This window comes from Paenibacillus sp. M-152, assembly GCF_003856555.1.
GTDB lineage: Bacteria > Bacillota > Bacilli > Paenibacillales > Paenibacillaceae > Paenibacillus > Paenibacillus polymyxa_C.
Genome location: NZ_CP034141.1, coordinates 1,587,707 through 1,605,046, shown reverse-complemented (window position 1 = coordinate 1,605,046; position 17,340 = coordinate 1,587,707). Strand labels below are relative to the sequence as shown.

The following is a 17,340-nucleotide window of genomic DNA, read 5'->3' as shown; positions in this document are numbered from 1 at the left end:
GGGCGCATGAAAGAGAGCGAGCATGAATAATCATTCCTATCCTACTCCTGAAATCATTGAGGTTTGTCTGCTAGCAGGCAAACTGATGATGCAAAATGGAGCCGAGACCTATCGTGTTGAAGACACGATGTCCCGCATTGCTTCGGCCTATGGCATATCCCAGTCCCATAGCTATGTAACACCCACTGGAATTTTTTTTGCTATTAATGATTCGGAACCTGCCAAGCTTATCCGGATCGTAGAGCGGACTACAGATTTGCACAAGGTGACCGAGGTGAACTCCATTTCACGTAAAATCAGCGCAGGCACTTTGTCACCCAGCGCAGCCGTAAAAGAGCTTTCGGAAATTGAACGTGGTCCCCTCCGCTATTCCAATCGTGTACAGCTGATCGCTGCAGCGTTGGCCAGCGGTTGCTTTATGATCATGTTTGGTGGAGTGTGGCGAGATTTCCCCGGAGCTGTGTTTTGCGGCGGTATCGGATTTGCAGCCTTACAATATTTTCACAGGCTCGTTAAGGTTAAGTTTTTCTCAGAATTTTCTGCATCTTTTCTAATCGGCTTGCTGGCGGCTCTGTTAGTGATCGTCGGCGGGGGACAGATGATGGATAAAATTATCATTGGCTCCGTCATGCCATTGGTGCCAGGGTTGTTAATTACAAATGCCCTTCGGGATTTAATGTCCGGGCACCTTGTCTCAGGGCTTTCCAAAGGTGCAGATGCTTGCTTGACGTCTTTTGCCATTGGAGCTGGTGTTGCAGTTATCATTTCTTATATGTAATTTGGAGGAGATTCAAGCTTATGCTTGCACAATTATTCACAAGCTTTATTGCCACCGCTGCTTTCGGCATACTGTTCCATGCCCCCCGACGCTCGCTGCTGCAATGTGGTTTTGTCGGTATGCTGGGCTGGCTTGTCTATTATTCAACCACGGATAGCATGGGACCTGTGAGCGCCAGCCTTTTAGCCACGATCCTCATCGGCATCGTCAGTCAAGGTTTTGCTAGACTGTACAAAATGCCTGTGATTATTTTCAGCGTGGCAGGCATGATTCCCCTGGTGCCAGGAGGAATGGCTTATAATGCCATGCGCCAGTTCGTACAACAACATTATCCTCAGGCACTGGAGCTGGCCATGAGCACACTGATGATCGCAGGAGCGATAGCAGTCGGTTTGGTAATCTCTGAGGTGCTTAACCAAATCTTTCACAACATACGTTTTAAACCTCAGCGTTAAAAACGGAGAAATAACAAAGTAAAAAAAGCTGCCTCTAAAATCGCTACACTGACAGTGTATGAGACGATGTTGGAGGCAGCCTTTTTCTGTAGCTCAATATTAATCTACTCGCTTACCCAATATAGCCAGATCGCGCTCTATGCTGTCCAGCACGGCAACACGTGGATAATACCCCCACTGCTCAAAGCCAAACTTCCGCAGCAGCGCAATACTCGGTTCATTATGACCAAACACAAACCCCAACAATGTTGTAATTCCTAGTCTAGGACATTCATTTAGCAAGTGCTGTACCAGACGGCTTCCAGTGCCGGTTCCACGAGAATCCTCATGGACATAAATGCTAATTTCTGCTGTACCGTTATAAGCTGGTCGGCCATAAAAGGACTGAAGACTGGCCCATCCAGCAATTGTCCCCTTTTGTCTTAGTACCCACAAAGGGCGGTGGTTTTCCTCATGAGCCTCAAACCATGGAATACGGCTCTCTACTGTCACCGGCTCCAGATCTGCTGTGACCATTCGTCCTGCAATCGTAGAATTATAAATATCCACAATATCGGGAAGATCCTCCCTGCATGCAATTTCAATGGAAAAAGATTGGTCCTTGTTCATTATCGTAGCTGCCCCCCTATTGTGGTGATTTATTTATTGTACAGGACAAGCGCACGAACAGCTATATCGAGTTGTTTTGCGGATTAACCCCAAAGGGTCTTATAATAGAGCTTGAACATAAGCCAACGCTACATTAACCGATTTAACGACATAAGACGGGAGGTATGCTTCGGAGTCAAAGGAATCCGAAGCAGCTTAATATGAATATTGGAACTCAAATTTTGATTTTGGAAGTGTCTATGGGACCTTTTTTTGGTAATTCGATCATTCATCCTGTACTGCTCAAGGACGAGGATGGACTTACATTGATAGACTCGGGCATGCTCGGCCAATTGGAGCCTCTGCGCAAGGCTATTTCAGATGTGGGTGAGGATATAAGCCGTCTGAAAAGAATTATTATAACGCATCAGGATATTGACCATATCGGAAATGTTCAAGCACTGCTGGACTTGCTACCGAACACTGCCCTGCTGGCCCATAAGGATGACATTCCATATATGACAGGAGAACGACCATTTATAAAGCTGACGCCGGAACGCATCAATCTGATGGAGCCTGCACTCAAGCAACAAGCAGAGGATATGATTCGCAACCTGCCAGATTTGCGCTTTGCTCATATTCTTGAGGACGGTGAACATCTGCCTTATGGTGGAGGCATACAGATTATTCATACACCCGGTCACACGCCCGGACATATCAGCTTGTATGTGCCTGCACAGAAGCTGCTGTTGGCAGCAGATGAACTGCGTGTAGTCGAAGGTGAGCCGGTCGGTCCCGCTGAGTCAGCTACGCCGGATATGCCGTTGGCTCTAAAGAGCCTTGATAAGCTGACTGTATTAGATGCTGATAAGGTACTCTGCTACCATGGTGGTTACTACGATCACAACGTACAGGCACGTCTGCAAGCATTAAGTCAGTCAAGAGAGAAAACCATTTAAAGATATAAATTAGGGTGTAACAAGAGCTATAATGAATAAATGGACAGAAAGGATTGAGACTCTATGAATGAGAAAATTGCCAAATTGTATGATGAACTAAAGTCACAAGCTTGGGATGGTCTGCTTGTGACCGATCCCAAACATATTTACTACCTGACAGGCTTTGCCAGTGATCCACATGAGCGTTTTCTAGGGCTCGTGCTGCTTCGTGACCAAGAACCAGAACTGATTGTACCAGCTCTGGATGCAGAAGCCGCTCAAGCTGCTTCTTCGGTGACGCGTATATCCACCCACACCGATACGGACAATCCATATGATCTGTTACGCCAACGCACAGGTACCGGAGTGAAAACATTTGCACTAGAAAAGGAACACGTCTCCGTCCTCCGTTACGAACAACTACATACTGCCATTGGCGCTGCTCAATATGTGGACCTGGGTCCGGTGCTTCAAGAAATGCGTGTGAGAAAAACTCCTGAGGAAGTACAACGTTTGAAACATGCAGCTCGTTTGGTGGAAGATGCTCTTCGTCACGGCCTAACCCATGTTCGCGAAGGGGTGACAGAAGTCGAGCTGGTAGCCGAAATCGAATACCAGATGAAAAAACTCGGTGCAGATGGCCCATCCTTTGACACGACAGTGTTGTCTGGACCCAAAACGGCCTTGCCTCATGGTGTTCCGGGGACCCGCAAGCTGCAACACGGCGATCTACTCATGTTTGATATGGGCGTATATTCCGACGGTTATGCTTCGGATATTACACGCACTTTTGCCTTTGGCAAGCTGTCGACTGAGCTGGAAACGATATATAATACGGTTCTCCGCTCAAACGAAGCCGGAATTGCCGCCATTCGCCCGGGAGTTTCCTGCGCATCCGTAGACCAGGCAGCTCGAGCCGTTGTTGAAGCCGCTGGATATGGGCCTGCTTTTAACCATCGGGTTGGGCATGGTCTTGGCATGAGTGTTCATGAATATCCATCTGTACACGGAGGCAATAACGATCTGCTTCATGAAGGGTTTGTGTTCACGATCGAACCCGGCATCTACGTTCCAGGTCTTGGGGGCGTGCGGATTGAAGATGACGTTCTGGTCACCTCTGAGGGTGTTGAAGTGCTGACCTCATTTCCGAAGGAACTGACCGTGCTGGGGTAAAAAAAGAGGGGCAACCCCAAGCCAATCATGGCTTGAGGGTTTGCCCCTCCTCTTCTATCAAGCGGAAATTACGGGCGATGTACAAAATCGGTGTACCCGCCGCAGTCAGTACAAATTTTAAGATGTAAGTGGTGAACAGCAATTCGATCCATATCCCCCACGCATAGCCGTAAAAGGCAATACTACAGAAAATGAGGGTGTCTATAAACGAGCTGATCATCGTGCTGCCATTGCCGCGAATCCAGAGCTGATGACGCTCCGGGAAAAACTTGCGAATCCAGGCATATAGACGCACGTCCAGCAATTGACTGACCGCATAGGCTGTCAAGCTGGCAAGCGCAAGCCTTGGCAACAATCCGAAGAGCTGTTGCATCGGTGTCTGGGCAAAATCCGTTGCAGTAGGCTCAAATAACAGCACCATCTGCATCGTGATCGTCGTCATAATCAGAGTGAAAAAGCCGAACCACACAGCTTTTCGCGCCTCTTTAGGCCCATATTTTTCATTTAGTAAGTCGCTGGCCATATACATAGAAACATACATTGTATTTCCCAATGTCGTGGTAATGCCAAGCAGATCAATGGTTTTGGTTACCTGAATGTTGGCCAATACAGTAGCAACGCCAATCCAGGCGTACAGCCCTTTTTTACCAAACAACCGATAACATAACAAAAAGAACATAAAATTGACGAGGACAAATGCTGCCCCCCATAACAGATTAAACATGAAATCCTCCTAGTTTTGATAGCGCGGGATGGTTGCGAACCGCGGTTCATCCGAACAAGCCGGAAAAACATTATTTTAATGTATCATAGATTAGGATTTGTGAACAGCTATAATTTACACTGCCATAAGCCCAATATAAAGAGCCGACCTTAAGGTCGGCTCTTTATATTGGGCTTATGGCACGTATACTTATGCTATAAATGCGATATGAGACTGCAGTGTACACCATTCGTCTATCTTTTACTTAAGAGTGTGCTGCTACATCCAGATCCGTGCCATGGTTGTTGAACACGTCTTGATCGTTCTCCTTGAGTACTTTACCTGAGATAAGACCTGCGGTAATAGAATCATTAACATTTAACGCAGTGCGTCCCATATCAATCAACGGTTCAACCGAAATGAGCAATCCTGCCAAGGCCACGGGAAGGTTCAGGGTAGAGAGCACGATCAGGGAAGCGAAAGTAGCACCCCCGCCTACACCTGCCACGCCGAACGAGCTGACCGTAACAACCAGAATAAGAGTGAGGATAAAATCCCAGCTTGTAGGATCTATGCCCACCGTTGGAGCAATCATGACCGCCAGCATGGCCGGATAAATACCCGCACAGCCGTTTTGCCCAATGGTTGCTCCCAAGGTCGCGGACAGATTCGCGATGCCGTCGGAAACACCAAGCTTTTTCGTTTGTGTTTCAACATTTAATGGAATAGTCGCTGCACTGGAACGAGACGTAAAAGCAAAAACCAGTGTAGGCAATACCTTTTTCACATATGTCACTGGATTATAGCCGAACAAGGCCAGCAAAATAAGATGAATAACGAACATGACCAATAAAGCCACATAAGAAGCGAGTACAAACTTGATCAGCTTCAAGATTTCATCCGGATTTGTCGTAGCTACAACTTTCGTGATCAGTGCTAAAATACCGTAAGGCGTCAATCTCAGCACCAGCGTTACAATCCGCATCACTACAGCGTACACTGCGTCGATCACTTTGCGGAAAGTTTGCGCCTGCTCTGGTTTTTTACGATCCAATCCGAGTACTGCCACCCCGATAAAGGCTGAGAAAATAACCACCGCCAACGTCGATGTACGGCGTGCCCCTGTCATATCTTCAAAAGGATTCGAAGGAATAAATTCCAGCACCTGCTGCGGAATAGTCATATCCTGGACTGTTCCCAGTCGTTCTTCCATCTTCAGGCCTTGCGCTTGCTCCTTTTCACCACTTTGAATCTCGATTGCTTTTAGATCAAAAGACAGGCTGGTTACAATACTTACAGAAGCAGCAATCGCCGTTGTAATCAGTAGTACTGCAATAATGGACACGCTTATTTTGCCAAGGTTCTGTCTTCCCTTCAAATTCATAATAGCCGAAATAATCGACACCATGATCAGTGGAATCACGACCATTTGCAGCAAACGGACATAACCATTACCTGCAAGGTTGAACCAATCGACCGATTTGGTAATGACCTCTGAGCCGGCCCCATAAGCGTACTGAAGAATAGCCCCGTAGATCAGTCCGAAGCCGAGTCCGGTAAATACTCTTTTTGTAAAAGAGATGCGCTTTTTCTGCATCCAGACCAATACGCCGAGCAGTGCAAGCAGCACGATGACATTCAAAATAATAAAGAAGGTATCCATATATCATTTCCTCCAAACTTAAACGTAAGATGTTTTATAAAAAAGCGACCCTTCAATCCGAAGATTACTATATCACAAAGCCAACTATTTTTGTAGGTTTTATTGAAATAAAAATAATAAAGATGCTTCAGCTTTAGACTTTATGTAAACGCCAAACAGCAAGCCTTCTTAAAATGAAGGCTTGCTGTTTGTTATCCTGAACACAACGATTTGTATTCAATTCATTCGTAGATTTTTTTAGCTGTTAGACGATCACTGTATATAACAGTTCCTGTTCCTTAACCACTTTATGCTGATTCCCGGCAGGCTCCAACTCGCTAAACTGATCTACATTCGTAACAATAACAGGCGTTATCGTTTCGTAACCCGCCTTGCGGATTTCCACCAGGTCAAACTCCAGTATAAGATCGCCTACCTTCACGCGATCTCCTGCTTTAAGATGAGGCGTAAAATGAAGTCCTTTTAGTTTAACGGTGTCCATCCCTACGTGAATGAGCATTTCAAGTCCTGAATCACTCACCAAGCCTACAGCATGTCCGCTTTTGGAAATAGAGAACACTGTGCCGTCAACTGGGGAAACAACCCGACCTTCGGAGGGTTCAATAGCCCATCCTCTACCCATAATTTCTTGAGAAAATGCAAGATCATTAACTTCACTGAGCGGTTTAACTTCACCCATAATTGGGCTGAATACCGGGATTGTCTCACCTTTCGGAAGTGAGCTCACCGCAGATTGTGCTACTCCCTTAGTAGAAATGCTACCGGCTGGTGCCTCTTCGTTCTTTTCATCTGTAAAACCGATCACATAGGTAACAATCGTAGCAACCACAAATGCAATAATGAGACCAAGAATTGCATACAAGAAAGTCGGTCCAATAAACATAGCCAGACCAGGCAAACCAACGAGTCCCCCAACGACGTACGCTTTTGTGCCAAACAAACTCATGAAGCCCCCGCCGACAGCTCCGCCAATCAACGCTGCCGTAAACGGTTTTTTAAAACGCATATTAACACCATACATTGCAGGCTCGGTTACACCCATAATAGCTGTCAAGCTCGTGGAGAAGGCCACTGTTTTGACTTTGGCATTTTTGGATTTCAAGAATACACCGAGTGTAGCACCAGCCTGAGCCAAGTTAGCTGCTCCCATAATTGGAATCATGTAGTCATAACCCAGCGTTGCAATCGATCCGATCATAATCGGAACCAACGCGTAGTGCATACCAGTCATAATGATCAGGGAGAAGGTACCGCCGAGCAGCAGACCTGCAAGTGCACCTGTATTTTCAAACAACCAAGAGATACCACCAGACAGGCCGTTACCAATAATAGAGCCGAGCGGCCCTACAGCAACCAAAGTCAAAGGTACAATAATCAATAAAGTCAGTGTTGGGACAACAAGCAACTTCAGTGATGCATGAGTATACTTATCAATGAATTTTTCAACATAGGACGCCAGCCAGATCGCGATAACAATTGGAATAACGGTCGAGGAATACGTGGCCGCTGTCACTGGAAGGCCAATAAAGCTAACCTTCACATTCGAAGCCAGTAATGCTGTAATGTCTGGATGTAAAATAGAAGCACCAATCGCCGCACCAATAAACATATTACTGCCGAGTTTTCTAGCAGCACTGACAGCCAGAATAATAGGCAGGAAGTAGAACGCACCATCACCTATTGCCGCTAAAATCGTATAGGTTTGACTCTTGTCAGACATCCAGTGCATAGCTACCAATAGGGCAATGATCCCTTTGATCATACCTGCACCGGTGATCGCCGGCAAAATAGGTGTAAACATACCCGCAATAAAGTCGAACAGTTGGCTGATCGGGTTTTGTTTTTTCTTGGATGCAGTGCTTGCGCCTGTTTCACTTTGCGGTGCCTTGGACATGTTGCTCACCAACGATTTATATACATTAGCTACATCATTACCGATAATCACCTGAAACTGGCCGCCACTCTCCATGACTCCCATGACACCATCCGTTTTTTGCAACTGCTCTTTTTGAGCTTTCTTATCATCATGAAGATTGAAACGCAAGCGCGTCATACAGTGAATGACCTGCTCTACATTTTCTTCTCCACCGACCAATGTAAGTATCTCTTTGGATAATTGATTTCGATCCATGGGGTGTTCCTCTTTTCTTTTTAAGGTATAAAGTGTGAAAATTAGGAATAAAAAAAACCTGAATACAGAAAGCAGACAGCTTTATAAAAGCCAATCTTCTTTCAGCATTCAGGTTTTGCCTTCTAGTTTAGAAGTAGCAATCCTAAATCCCTGATCATCTATAAAATCATTGATTTTTAATGATGCGTTCGATATGAATGGTGAGATACAGCATCTCATCCTGGGACAAGCTTCGACCATAGATCTTAGTCGTATAATCTCTTATTTTTTCCGTACAAGCATAAGCGTCCTTATATTGTACCTTAACCATATCATGAAGGGAATTATCTGTATTTTGTACAGGAGTTCCATTCATAACCCGTTGGGCAAAAAATTTGAGATGTGTAATAAAGCGGTAATAGCTTAATGACTCTTCATCCAGCTCCATTACAAAAAAGCGACTTACAATGTTTATGATATCCTTGACGATATTAGTCAGGGTTATCGTTTCACGCATTTCACTGTTAAGCTGTGCATTCACCAAATGTAAGGCAATAAACGCCCCTTCATCATCTGGAAGTGTAACCCCCAGCTTGTCCTGAATCATGTGTAATGCTTTGGTTCCAATCGCGAATTCTTTGCGGTACATTCGTTTGATTTCCCAGTAAAGTGCATTCTTGATGTCCATACCCAAACGATAACGCTCTATGGCAAAATGGATATGATCTGTCAGCGAAATATAGATGCTGTCATGCAACTCTACACCAAGTATCGTTTTGGCATATTGGATGATTTCATCAGAAATTTCAACATACTCAATAGGGATATCAGACATCAGGGTCATCAATTTACGGGAAACCTCGGTACTTTCAAGCTTGAAAATTTTCTCGATTTTCTCCTCTTCAATCTCATCGCCTGTGTTTTTTTTAAAAGCAATTCCTCTTCCCATAATGACTAATTCTTTCTGCTGTTCATCAATGACCGTTACGACGTTATTATTCAGCACCTTTGCTATCTTCATTCCATCACCTTAAGCCGCTTGGAGTAGTAAAAAAAGGCAACACCAAAACTGACACAAAGTGCCTGTTTATGGTTTTGCCCGATATGCTCAGTAACAATCCATGATTGTGCAGTTTTGAATAACTGTCATCATAGTATCATATAAACAACTGAGCTGACAAGATTTTTTTGTAAACACTTTCATGATGTAATTATGTGCTGTCGCTGCATCTTAATTGTTAGAGCTCTTTTCCACATTTAAATCGGAGGAAGCACTGATGCGGGATGCGGATGCAATTTTGGATTGCTCCTCTTTTTCGTCCACAAAGCCCATAAAATACGTAATTACGCCAGCCATAACGAACGAAATCAGCATACTCAAAATGGCGTAAACAAATGTAGCGTCGGAAAACAGTGGTAAGCTAAGCAAGCCAGATAAGGCTGTAAAAGCAGTCAATTTCACTTCAAACAGACACATACACGCCCCGCCAACAGCCCCGCCGACCAGTCCCGCGATAAGCGGTTTTTTGAAGCGCACATTAACGCCGTATAATGCCGGTTCAATGATTCCAAACATAGCCAATATGCCTGTGGAAGCAGCTAGTGTTTTGACTTTGGCATTTTTGGATTTAACACATACACCAAAGGCCGCGCCTGCCTGAGCCATAACTGCTGCCCCAACAACAGGAGTAATAGAATCATAGCCATTCGTAGCTATGGATTCTATTATGTTCATCGACATCATATATTGCATGCCCGCAAAATGGAGCACAGGTATCGTCCCGCCAAACAGCAGACCCGCAAATACTTCCGCATCGTCAAACAGTGAAGCAAGACCATCTGACAAGTTATGAGCCAGGGTCGTCCACAGCGGACCAAAAACAAACAGTAATAAAGGCACAATAATGATAAGCGTCAATGTCGGAACGACCAATAGTTGAATAGAATAGCGGTCGAACCTACTCAACCCCTTTTCAATCTTTGATGCAAGCCAGACAACAATAAGGATCAGTATAAAAGAAGCAACATACTGTGGCTCCACCACGGGTAAATCGTCTGAGTTCATTTTTAGGCTGGATTGCAGCAGTTCTATAATGCCAGGATGAAATGAGCAGGCCGCAATTGCCGCCGCAATAAATAAATTGCTACCAAGCTTTCTTGCCGCATTTACCGCTATCATAACTGGCAAAAAATAATATACGACCCCACCAATGTACCCTAAAACAGTGGAAACTTGAGTATCAGAAAAAAAATCTAAGAACAATAAAACAGGCGCAATCACCTGAATGATTCCTCCACCAATTAGCAATGGCAAGCACGGAGTGAATACACCTGAGATAAAATCAAACAGACGGCTGAACGGATTCCCTCCTCTATTCGCTTTATCTTTGTTTCTAGTCAGTTCCTGTTTATCTCCTCCTTCTACCTCCGAGTTTATTTCCTTAGAAAGTAATTCACGATCCATAACTGCCTTTACCCCTTTTATATGTATATTGAAGACCACATTCGAACGTACTAAAGCTAGCTTAGAAGAAGCTTGTAAAAAGCAGCATTCCTTATACTACTTATATTCCTTCTTTTTTACAATAGTTATAAAAGCACAGGTAAAGCCTTTTAATTTCTTACTCCTGATAATTTACATCAAACTTACATCTAAACACCTAAGACCATAGTTATATATTTTTTGTTTGTTTTTGGGCAAATATGACTATTCAACCGTCTGTTAATTATGTAAAATAGGTCTAACCTACTTTTTAGTAAATCATGGATTACTTCCCTTTCTCATTCTTGTCCCTTGAATACAGCTGAAATATACATAGAATCCGAACATTTTCAGTCTTTTCTTCAAGCAAAGAAAGGAAACAAGTAGATCATGGCTGTCTAGTATCTCATTGGACAAGCGGCCTACATCAAGCAGGGCAATCCGTCTGTTTTATTACCATCATGTGAGAGGAGAATTTTCATGAAGCTTTTTAATCGTTCCCTAGGCGCAAAATTGCGGATTATGTTTTTGCTGATTCAACTCTTTGCGTCCCTTCTGTTCAGCATTAGTTTTTATGCAGTTTCTATGAGTATCATTAATAGCAGTGTCATGCCTCAAGTAGACCAATTGCTAGAAACTGGAGCTAAAAATGTGTATCAGGATCTCAATATTTCCTTAGCCGTTCAAGCTCAGCAAGGAAGCGGTTCTGGCTCCAGCTCTGCTATACAGATGGAATCTTATCTTCAGGACAAGGTCGACACCCTCAAATTAGAATCAGCATATATTGCGGTGCTGAAGGATGATGGTAAGGCCGAAGTTGTCGCACGAAACGTAAAATCAGCATATAAGGTCAAGGATACTCTCGTTCCTGTCGAGGATATTAAAGAAGCAAAACAAGGCGAGATGAATATCAGTGGCATTTACAGCGACTCGCACGGAGTACACAAAACCGCCTTCTTTGCCATATCAGGCAGTAATCTGATTCTTGGCGTGAACGAAGATGTTGGATTCGTACAGGAAAAATCCCAACAAATTCTATGGATTTGCATAGGTATTACACTGACAACACTTATACTGGGCGGAGTTATTTCTACCCTTGTCATACGTAAAGTTGTACAGCCCATTGCCGAATTGGTTCGTCATAGCGAAAAAATTGCCCAAGGTGATCTTTCACAAGACACGAAGGTTCATGGAGTTAATGAAATCGCTCAACTTGCCCGCAGCTTCCAATCTATGTCTCATAACTTGAAAGAAATGATTGGCCATGTGCTTACTACATCAGGTGCAGTTGTTAAAGGGTCGGACGAGCTGCTTCGTCGGACTGAGGCTATGAGTGTAAAAGTGCAGGACTCTACAGCGGCCGCTGAAGAAGTAGCCAAGGGCAGCAACAGCATCGCTTCTGCTGCTGCTGAAAATGCACAGGCTATGGAGGAGATTGCTCAAGGTGTTCAGCATATCGCTTCCTCTGCCAATGATGTATCTGATCAAATCAGTGAAGCGACGAAAGAAACGGTTAACGGTAATACGCTTGCTCAAAAAGCTGTAGCTCAAATGTCACAGGTAGGACATGCTGCTGATGAGTCGCTTCGATACATACATAGTATGAATGAACGCTCAGAAGCTATTGGTAGCATCGTTTCTGCAATTTTCGATATTACAAAGCAGATTCAAATGTTGTCCCTGAATGCCTCCATTGAGGCTGCCCGTGCGGGCGAGCATGGACGGGGATTCGCTGTAGTTGCCGGGGAAGTTCGCAAGCTCGCAGAGCAATCCAAAGAAGCAACACAGGAAATTTCGGACTACTTGGTTACCATTCAGGAAGTATCGCAGCAATCTGTGGACTCTGTGACCCAGGTTAGCCGTGAGATTCACTCGGGAACAGAAATGGTTCAGCAGGCGAGTTTCGCTTTTAACCAACTAAGTGAGCTCATGCAAAAGATCAACGCTACGATTCAAACCGTATCCGCAGCAACAGAGCAAGTATCCGCCAGCTCGGAGGAAGTATCTGCTTCCGTGGAAGAAACAGCTCTCATTGCTGCCAATGCACAGCATATGATTCAGGAGATCGGTTTAAATGCCGACGAGCAACTGAATGAAATGGAAAGCCACAGTGAGGTTGTTCGTCAATTAAGCCAACAAGCAACTGAGCTGCAAAAGGCGGTCCAAAAATTTAAAATTAAGTAAGCTGAGCTGCTAAAAAAGGTATCTCTCAGTCACAAAAATGACTGTAGAGATACCTCTTTATTTTTTAAAAGCGATTTAAAGGATCTTCCATGAAGAAGTTTATGAATCCATCCCCAGAATGCGATAAACTTGCTCCATATCTAAATGAGCGCGTACCACCTCTGCGACACGGTCAAACTCTTGTTCCTTGGCTTCACGTACAGTAAAAGTGCTATCTAAAGCTGCCAAGCCCTTGGCTTGTCGCAATCCATCCAACCAGGACCGGCGAAAACGGTCATTATCAAACACACCATGCAAGTAGGTTCCCCATACCTTACCGTCAATCGTGCCCCAACCTTCCTCAAAGGCGGCCCCTTCCCCACGCTTAATCTGGAATAATGTTTTCATATTCGTTGAGTCTGGAGTCCTGTCTATAGATACATGTGGTTCCGTGACATACTCCGTAACACCCATATGTATTTCATAACCTTCAATGATTGGCTTGGCGGCAGAATCTGAATCAGGTGCAGCGCTTAGCAAAAGCGGGCAATGATTAGACAGGGTTCCTTGAACACGCACGGTTTGCTTTTCCTTTAAGAAGGTCGTGGATAGAGCTAGCCATCCTAATCCATCTGCCTGCTGCGGCAACCCAGATTCGACGGCATCGGGGTCAAATAGCGCTGTGCCCAGCATCTGATAGCCCCCACAAATACCAACCAGTTGTGTGCGTCCCGTCTTCATGGCCTCTCGAATGTCTTCCTCCAGCCCTCTTTCACGCAATTCCAGCAGGTCTCCGATGGTGTCTTTGGTTCCCGGTAAGATAATAGCGTCCGGTACGCCCAATTGTCCGGCCTCTGTGACATAACGTACACTCACGTCAGGCTCTGCAGCCAAAGCATCCGTGTCCGTAAAGTTGGAAATACGCGGATAGCGTATCACCGCTATATCTAATTCTTTATCTTTTGTTGACTGCTTAGGCTTCTTGTCCAGTACGACCGAATCCTCTGCTTCAATGCGAATGTCCGGTAAATAGGGCAGTACACCGAGTACAGGAATACCTGTCCGTTCTTCCAGCCAGTCTAATCCCGGTTGAAGCAGGGACAAATCGCCTCTGAATTTGTTAATGATAAATCCACGGATACGCTGTACTTCATGGGGTTCCAGCAATTCGATAGTCCCTACCAGAGAGGCAAAGACACCGCCCCGGTCAATATCCGAAACCAGCAATACTGGAGCATCCGCCCAGCCTGCAAGGTTCATATTTACAATATCGCGGTCCTTTAAATTAATCTCTGCTGGGCTGCCCGCCCCTTCCATAAGCACAATATCATAGGTATCACGCAGCCGATTCAGCGCATCCATAACGGTATGCTTGGCTTGTGGCAAAAAATCCTTTCGGTAATCAGAGGCGCTCATATAGGCATAAGGTACACCGTGTACAACAATTTGTGAGTGCATGTCCTTGACCGGCTTAATCAGAATTGGATTCATATCGGTCGTCGCCTCAATACCACAGGCTTCGGCCTGCACACCCTGAGCACGTCCAATTTCCTTGCCGTCCTCAGTAACATAAGAGTTTAACGCCATATTTTGTGACTTAAACGGTGCGGGACGATAGCCGTCCTGCAGAAAGATCCGGCACAGTGCAGTCGTTACTACGCTTTTGCCCACATCCGACGCTGTTCCTTGAAGCATCAATATAGCTGCCGGGTTCGTGCGGGACGGTTCGAAAGTTGACAATTGCCTCTTCCCCTTTAACGAATTCATTTCAAATTGGGTCACAACCCGTACAAAATGACAATAAACAGCAACAAAACCGTCTCCAGCAATTCGTTCAAAGCTCCGTATATATCCCCCGTAAGTCCCCCAAGGCGGCGGTTAATACGGTTTGCAACAAAGGTTCCAGCTCCGTAGGCCAAAAGCGGAAGCAATGCAAATCCTAGCCAGATTGGAAAAGACCCAGAATTCGAAAGATGCATCTGTAAGTATGCCCCTGCTAACGATAGGCCCCCTGCTTCCTCTGTTACTGTAGCTAAACCTGCAAAGATATATTGCCCTACAGCAGCGCATAGCGTCACTAATACTGCCCAGAATACGGCCAGTCCGACACGTTTACCGTTCATATCAGCAAAACGCGCTGCCAGCCCATCATCGTTACGGGCTTTAGGCCAGCGCCTCATCGCATGTACCATAAACCAACGGCTCCAAACCATCGGAAGTATCAGCAAGCCGGACGCATTTCGCTCAACCAGCACGGTATACAACAAAGAAGCCTTGAGCATGAGTAGCAGTACACAAGCAATAACACCCATCGCTCCTACACGGCTATCCTTCATAATTTCCAGCATCCGTTCACGGGACCTGTAGCTAAACAAGGCATCAGCCGCATCCATCCACCCGTCCAGATGCAGTCCGCCCGTCAACCACACCCAGACAGCAAGGGTAAGAATCGCACATGGCACTGGTGGCAGCACCATAGCCGTAAGCGCCGCAAAGCTCCAAACGATAATGGCAATAACCAATCCAACCAGCGGATAATAGCTTGTACTGCGTTTCAGCAACTCCGGGGAAAAATCGAGCTCCGCCTTGACCGGTAGACGGGATAAAAATTGAAAAGCCGCAGCAACAGCCTGACGTTCACTACTCATAGCTTATATTCCAACTGTTTAAGTTCTACGGGGATACCCGCCGTTACTAAAAAAACTTCATCACAAAGACGGGCAATCCGCTGATTCATAACTCCGCTCAAATCCCGATACAGCCTTCCAAGCGGATATTCTGGTACAATACCGTCACCGACCTCATTGGTTACGATGACGAGCGATCCCGGATACTGCTCCACAGCTGCCGCCAGTTCATCCATGGCGGCTCTGGCGGCAGTTTCACCGTCCTCGCCTGCGGCCAGCAGTACGTTCGACAGCCACAGGGTCAGGCAGTCGACCAACACCATAGACGCAGGCTGCGACGCTTGAGCGTTGCCAAGTTGTCGCAGCAGCTCCGGCAGCGCCTGCGCTTCCTCCAGCGTCTGCCAGTCATACCCGGCAGAATCGCGCTGGAGCCGATGAAGGGCGATGCGCTCCTTCATCTCCACATCACAGGCTTGCGCCGTTGCAATGTAGCAGGCACGCGGTGCGCGCGCCATGCATAATCGCTCGGCAAAGCCGCTTTTTCCGCTGCGTGCCCCGCCGGTCACGAGCGCCTTCATCGCTGCGCGGCTCCCTGACCGTCCGATACGCCTGCATCGGCAAAGGTCGCCATTTCGCGCATAATCCGGCACGCCGCATCAATCAGGTGCAAGCTCAGCGCACCGCCCGTGCCCTCACCGAGCCGCATGTCCAGATGGAGCATGGGCTCCAGCTTGAGCTGGCGGAGCACCGCCGCATGTCCGCGCTCGTCCGAGGCGTGCGAAGCAAGCATGTACGCCGCGCTTGCAGGCGCAAGCGCGCGTGCAGCGAGAGCAGCCGCGCCGGAAATAAAGCCGTCCAGCACCACTGGACAGCGATGTGCGGCTGCGCCGAGGATGACGCCTGCCAGGGCGGCAATCTCCAGACCGCCGACCTTGGTCAGCACGTCAAGCGCGTCATTGGCATCCGGCTGATTCACCTCCAATGCGCGGCAGACAACGGCTATTTTACGGGTAAGTCCCGCCGAATCTACACCTGTCCCCCGGCCTACGATAACTTCCGGCTCAAGCCCGGTGAGCGCACACACGACCGCAGCGCTGGCTGTCGTATTCCCGATGCCCAGCTCTCCGGTAACGAATAGCCGTGTGCCACCTTTAACCGCTTCTGCTACAGCTTCAGCTCCGGCCAAAACTGCTTGTTCCGCTTCCGTACGCAGCATGGCTGGCCCTTTAGCCATATTCGAAGTGCCCATGCGCACCTTACGATTCACCAAACTCGGGTGAGAGACATCCGCATTCACGCCAACATCTACTACCTGGACATCAGCGCCCGCATGACGTGCCAGCACATTAATTGCTGCGCCGCCTGACAGCATGTTATACAGCATTTGCTGCGTAACCTCAGCTGGAAAGGCGCTAACTCCCTCTTCACACACACCATGATCCGCAGCCATGACCATCACCGTTTTACGATCAAATTCAGGCTTATCCACGCCAGTAATTCCTGCTAACTGGATGGCCAAACTCTCCAGCTTTCCAAGACTTCCAGGTGGCTTCGTTAATTGGTCCAAATGTGCTGAAGCTGCCGAAGCCGCCACTCCATCCGGCTGGGCAATGCTATCGATCAGCTGACGCAGCTTGTCGTTCATATCTTCCACTCCCTG

The 17,340-nt window shown here is 46.6% G+C and carries 15 protein-coding genes; 5 read left to right on the top strand and 10 right to left on the bottom strand.

From position 1 onward, the window contains the following. Positions 1–22 precede the first annotated feature (22 nt). Together EGM68_RS07180 and EGM68_RS07175 are read left to right on the top strand one after the other, a co-directional pair. Positions 23–778 (top strand): threonine/serine exporter family protein, encoded by a 756-nt coding sequence (locus EGM68_RS07180; protein ID WP_025676311.1) that lies wholly within the window; start codon positions 23–25, stop codon positions 776–778. 20 nt (positions 779–798) lie between these two features. Beyond that, positions 799–1,233, top strand: a complete 435-nt coding sequence (locus EGM68_RS07175) for a threonine/serine exporter family protein (RefSeq protein ID WP_013370005.1) — start codon at positions 799–801, stop codon at positions 1,231–1,233. Between the two features lie 99 nt (positions 1,234–1,332). Here EGM68_RS07175 and EGM68_RS07170 read toward each other — a convergent pair whose 3' ends face one another. Next, positions 1,333–1,842, bottom strand: a complete 510-nt coding sequence (locus tag EGM68_RS07170) for a GNAT family N-acetyltransferase (protein ID WP_040101836.1) — start codon at positions 1,840–1,842, stop codon at positions 1,333–1,335. A 200-nt stretch (positions 1,843–2,042) separates the two neighbouring features. Between EGM68_RS07170 and EGM68_RS07165 the strand changes: the two genes are divergently transcribed. Further along, the gene (locus EGM68_RS07165) at positions 2,043–2,780 is read left to right on the top strand and encodes an MBL fold metallo-hydrolase (protein ID WP_481855331.1); all 738 of its coding nucleotides are present in this window, start codon (positions 2,043–2,045) and stop codon (positions 2,778–2,780) included. Positions 2,781–2,843: 63 nt separating this feature from the next. Beyond that, positions 2,844–3,932, top strand: coding sequence for a M24 family metallopeptidase (locus tag EGM68_RS07160; protein ID WP_129548910.1), 1,089 nt, complete (start codon positions 2,844–2,846; stop codon positions 3,930–3,932). A 25-nt stretch (positions 3,933–3,957) separates the two neighbouring features. Here the strand turns inward: EGM68_RS07160 and EGM68_RS07155 are convergent, their stop codons facing one another. From EGM68_RS07155 to EGM68_RS07135, 5 genes are all read right to left on the bottom strand, one after another. Further along, positions 3,958–4,656, bottom strand: a complete 699-nt coding sequence (locus EGM68_RS07155) for a queuosine precursor transporter (RefSeq protein ID WP_016820648.1) — start codon at positions 4,654–4,656, stop codon at positions 3,958–3,960. 244 nt (positions 4,657–4,900) lie between these two features. Further along, on the bottom strand, positions 4,901–6,298 hold the full coding sequence (locus tag EGM68_RS07150; protein ID WP_013370000.1) for an L-cystine transporter: 1,398 nt from the start codon (positions 6,296–6,298) through the stop codon (positions 4,901–4,903). A gap of 244 nt (positions 6,299–6,542) precedes the next feature. Continuing rightward, positions 6,543–8,429: a beta-glucoside-specific PTS transporter subunit IIABC gene (locus EGM68_RS07145; RefSeq protein WP_129548909.1), complete on the bottom strand. Its 1,887-nt coding sequence runs from the start codon at positions 8,427–8,429 to the stop codon at positions 6,543–6,545. Positions 8,430–8,595: 166 nt separating this feature from the next. Then, a complete protein-coding gene (gene licT / locus EGM68_RS07140) occupies positions 8,596–9,429 on the bottom strand; it encodes a BglG family transcription antiterminator LicT (protein ID WP_129548908.1) in 834 nt (277 codons plus the stop codon). A 210-nt stretch (positions 9,430–9,639) separates the two neighbouring features. Then, positions 9,640–10,872, bottom strand: a complete 1,233-nt coding sequence (locus tag EGM68_RS07135; protein WP_129548907.1) for a PTS transporter subunit EIIC — start codon at positions 10,870–10,872, stop codon at positions 9,640–9,642. Between the two features lie 498 nt (positions 10,873–11,370). On the opposite strand from EGM68_RS07135, the gene EGM68_RS07130 reads away from it, so the two are divergent. Then, positions 11,371–13,074 carry a methyl-accepting chemotaxis protein gene (locus EGM68_RS07130; RefSeq protein WP_058829198.1) on the top strand — a complete coding sequence of 568 codons (1,704 nt, stop codon included), beginning with the start codon at positions 11,371–11,373 and terminating at the stop codon, positions 13,072–13,074. Positions 13,075–13,173: 99 nt separating this feature from the next. On the opposite strand, the gene EGM68_RS07125 is transcribed toward EGM68_RS07130, so the two are convergent. Genes EGM68_RS07125 through cobT form a run of 4 tightly spaced genes read right to left on the bottom strand, consistent with a single transcriptional unit; the run spans position 13,174 to position 17,325 of the window. After that, on the bottom strand, positions 13,174–14,793 hold the full coding sequence (locus EGM68_RS07125; protein WP_019686602.1) for a cobyric acid synthase: 1,620 nt from the start codon (positions 14,791–14,793) through the stop codon (positions 13,174–13,176). A gap of 38 nt (positions 14,794–14,831) precedes the next feature. Next, entirely contained in the window at positions 14,832–15,701 is an 870-nt protein-coding gene (gene cobS, locus EGM68_RS07120) for an adenosylcobinamide-GDP ribazoletransferase (RefSeq protein ID WP_129548906.1), read from the bottom strand. Continuing rightward, positions 15,698–16,258: a bifunctional adenosylcobinamide kinase/adenosylcobinamide-phosphate guanylyltransferase gene (gene cobU / locus EGM68_RS07115; RefSeq protein WP_129548905.1), complete on the bottom strand. Its 561-nt coding sequence runs from the start codon at positions 16,256–16,258 to the stop codon at positions 15,698–15,700. The genes cobS and cobU overlap by 4 nt, the downstream gene beginning before the upstream one ends. Beyond that, a complete protein-coding gene (cobT, locus tag EGM68_RS07110) occupies positions 16,255–17,325 on the bottom strand; it encodes a nicotinate-nucleotide--dimethylbenzimidazole phosphoribosyltransferase (protein ID WP_129548904.1) in 1,071 nt (356 codons plus the stop codon). The genes cobU and cobT overlap by 4 nt, the downstream gene beginning before the upstream one ends. Between the last annotated feature and the right edge of the window lie 15 nt (positions 17,326–17,340).

What these genes read in the sequence shown, in the direction of transcription:
- EGM68_RS07130 (WP_058829198.1), top strand. Translation starts at nt 11,371, where the DNA reads ATGAAGCTTTTTAATCGTTCCCTAGGCGCAAAATTGCGGATTATGTTT.
- EGM68_RS07135 (WP_129548907.1), bottom strand. Translation starts at nt 10,872, where the DNA reads ATGGATCGTGAATTACTTTCTAAGGAAATAAACTCGGAGGTAGAAGGA.
- EGM68_RS07145 (WP_129548909.1), bottom strand. Translation starts at nt 8,429, where the DNA reads ATGGATCGAAATCAATTATCCAAAGAGATACTTACATTGGTCGGTGGA.
- cobS (WP_129548906.1), bottom strand. Translation starts at nt 15,701, where the DNA reads ATGAGTAGTGAACGTCAGGCTGTTGCTGCGGCTTTTCAATTTTTATCC.
- EGM68_RS07165 (WP_481855331.1), top strand. Translation starts at nt 2,043, where the DNA reads ATGAATATTGGAACTCAAATTTTGATTTTGGAAGTGTCTATGGGACCT.
- cobT (WP_129548904.1), bottom strand. Translation starts at nt 17,325, where the DNA reads ATGAACGACAAGCTGCGTCAGCTGATCGATAGCATTGCCCAGCCGGAT.
- EGM68_RS07150 (WP_013370000.1), bottom strand. Translation starts at nt 6,298, where the DNA reads ATGGATACCTTCTTTATTATTTTGAATGTCATCGTGCTGCTTGCACTG.
- EGM68_RS07160 (WP_129548910.1), top strand. Translation starts at nt 2,844, where the DNA reads ATGAATGAGAAAATTGCCAAATTGTATGATGAACTAAAGTCACAAGCT.
- EGM68_RS07155 (WP_016820648.1), bottom strand. Translation starts at nt 4,656, where the DNA reads ATGTTTAATCTGTTATGGGGGGCAGCATTTGTCCTCGTCAATTTTATG.
- licT (WP_129548908.1), bottom strand. Translation starts at nt 9,429, where the DNA reads ATGAAGATAGCAAAGGTGCTGAATAATAACGTCGTAACGGTCATTGAT.
- EGM68_RS07170 (WP_040101836.1), bottom strand. Translation starts at nt 1,842, where the DNA reads ATGAACAAGGACCAATCTTTTTCCATTGAAATTGCATGCAGGGAGGAT.
- EGM68_RS07180 (WP_025676311.1), top strand. Translation starts at nt 23, where the DNA reads ATGAATAATCATTCCTATCCTACTCCTGAAATCATTGAGGTTTGTCTG.
- EGM68_RS07175 (WP_013370005.1), top strand. Translation starts at nt 799, where the DNA reads ATGCTTGCACAATTATTCACAAGCTTTATTGCCACCGCTGCTTTCGGC.
- cobU (WP_129548905.1), bottom strand. Translation starts at nt 16,258, where the DNA reads ATGAAGGCGCTCGTGACCGGCGGGGCACGCAGCGGAAAAAGCGGCTTT.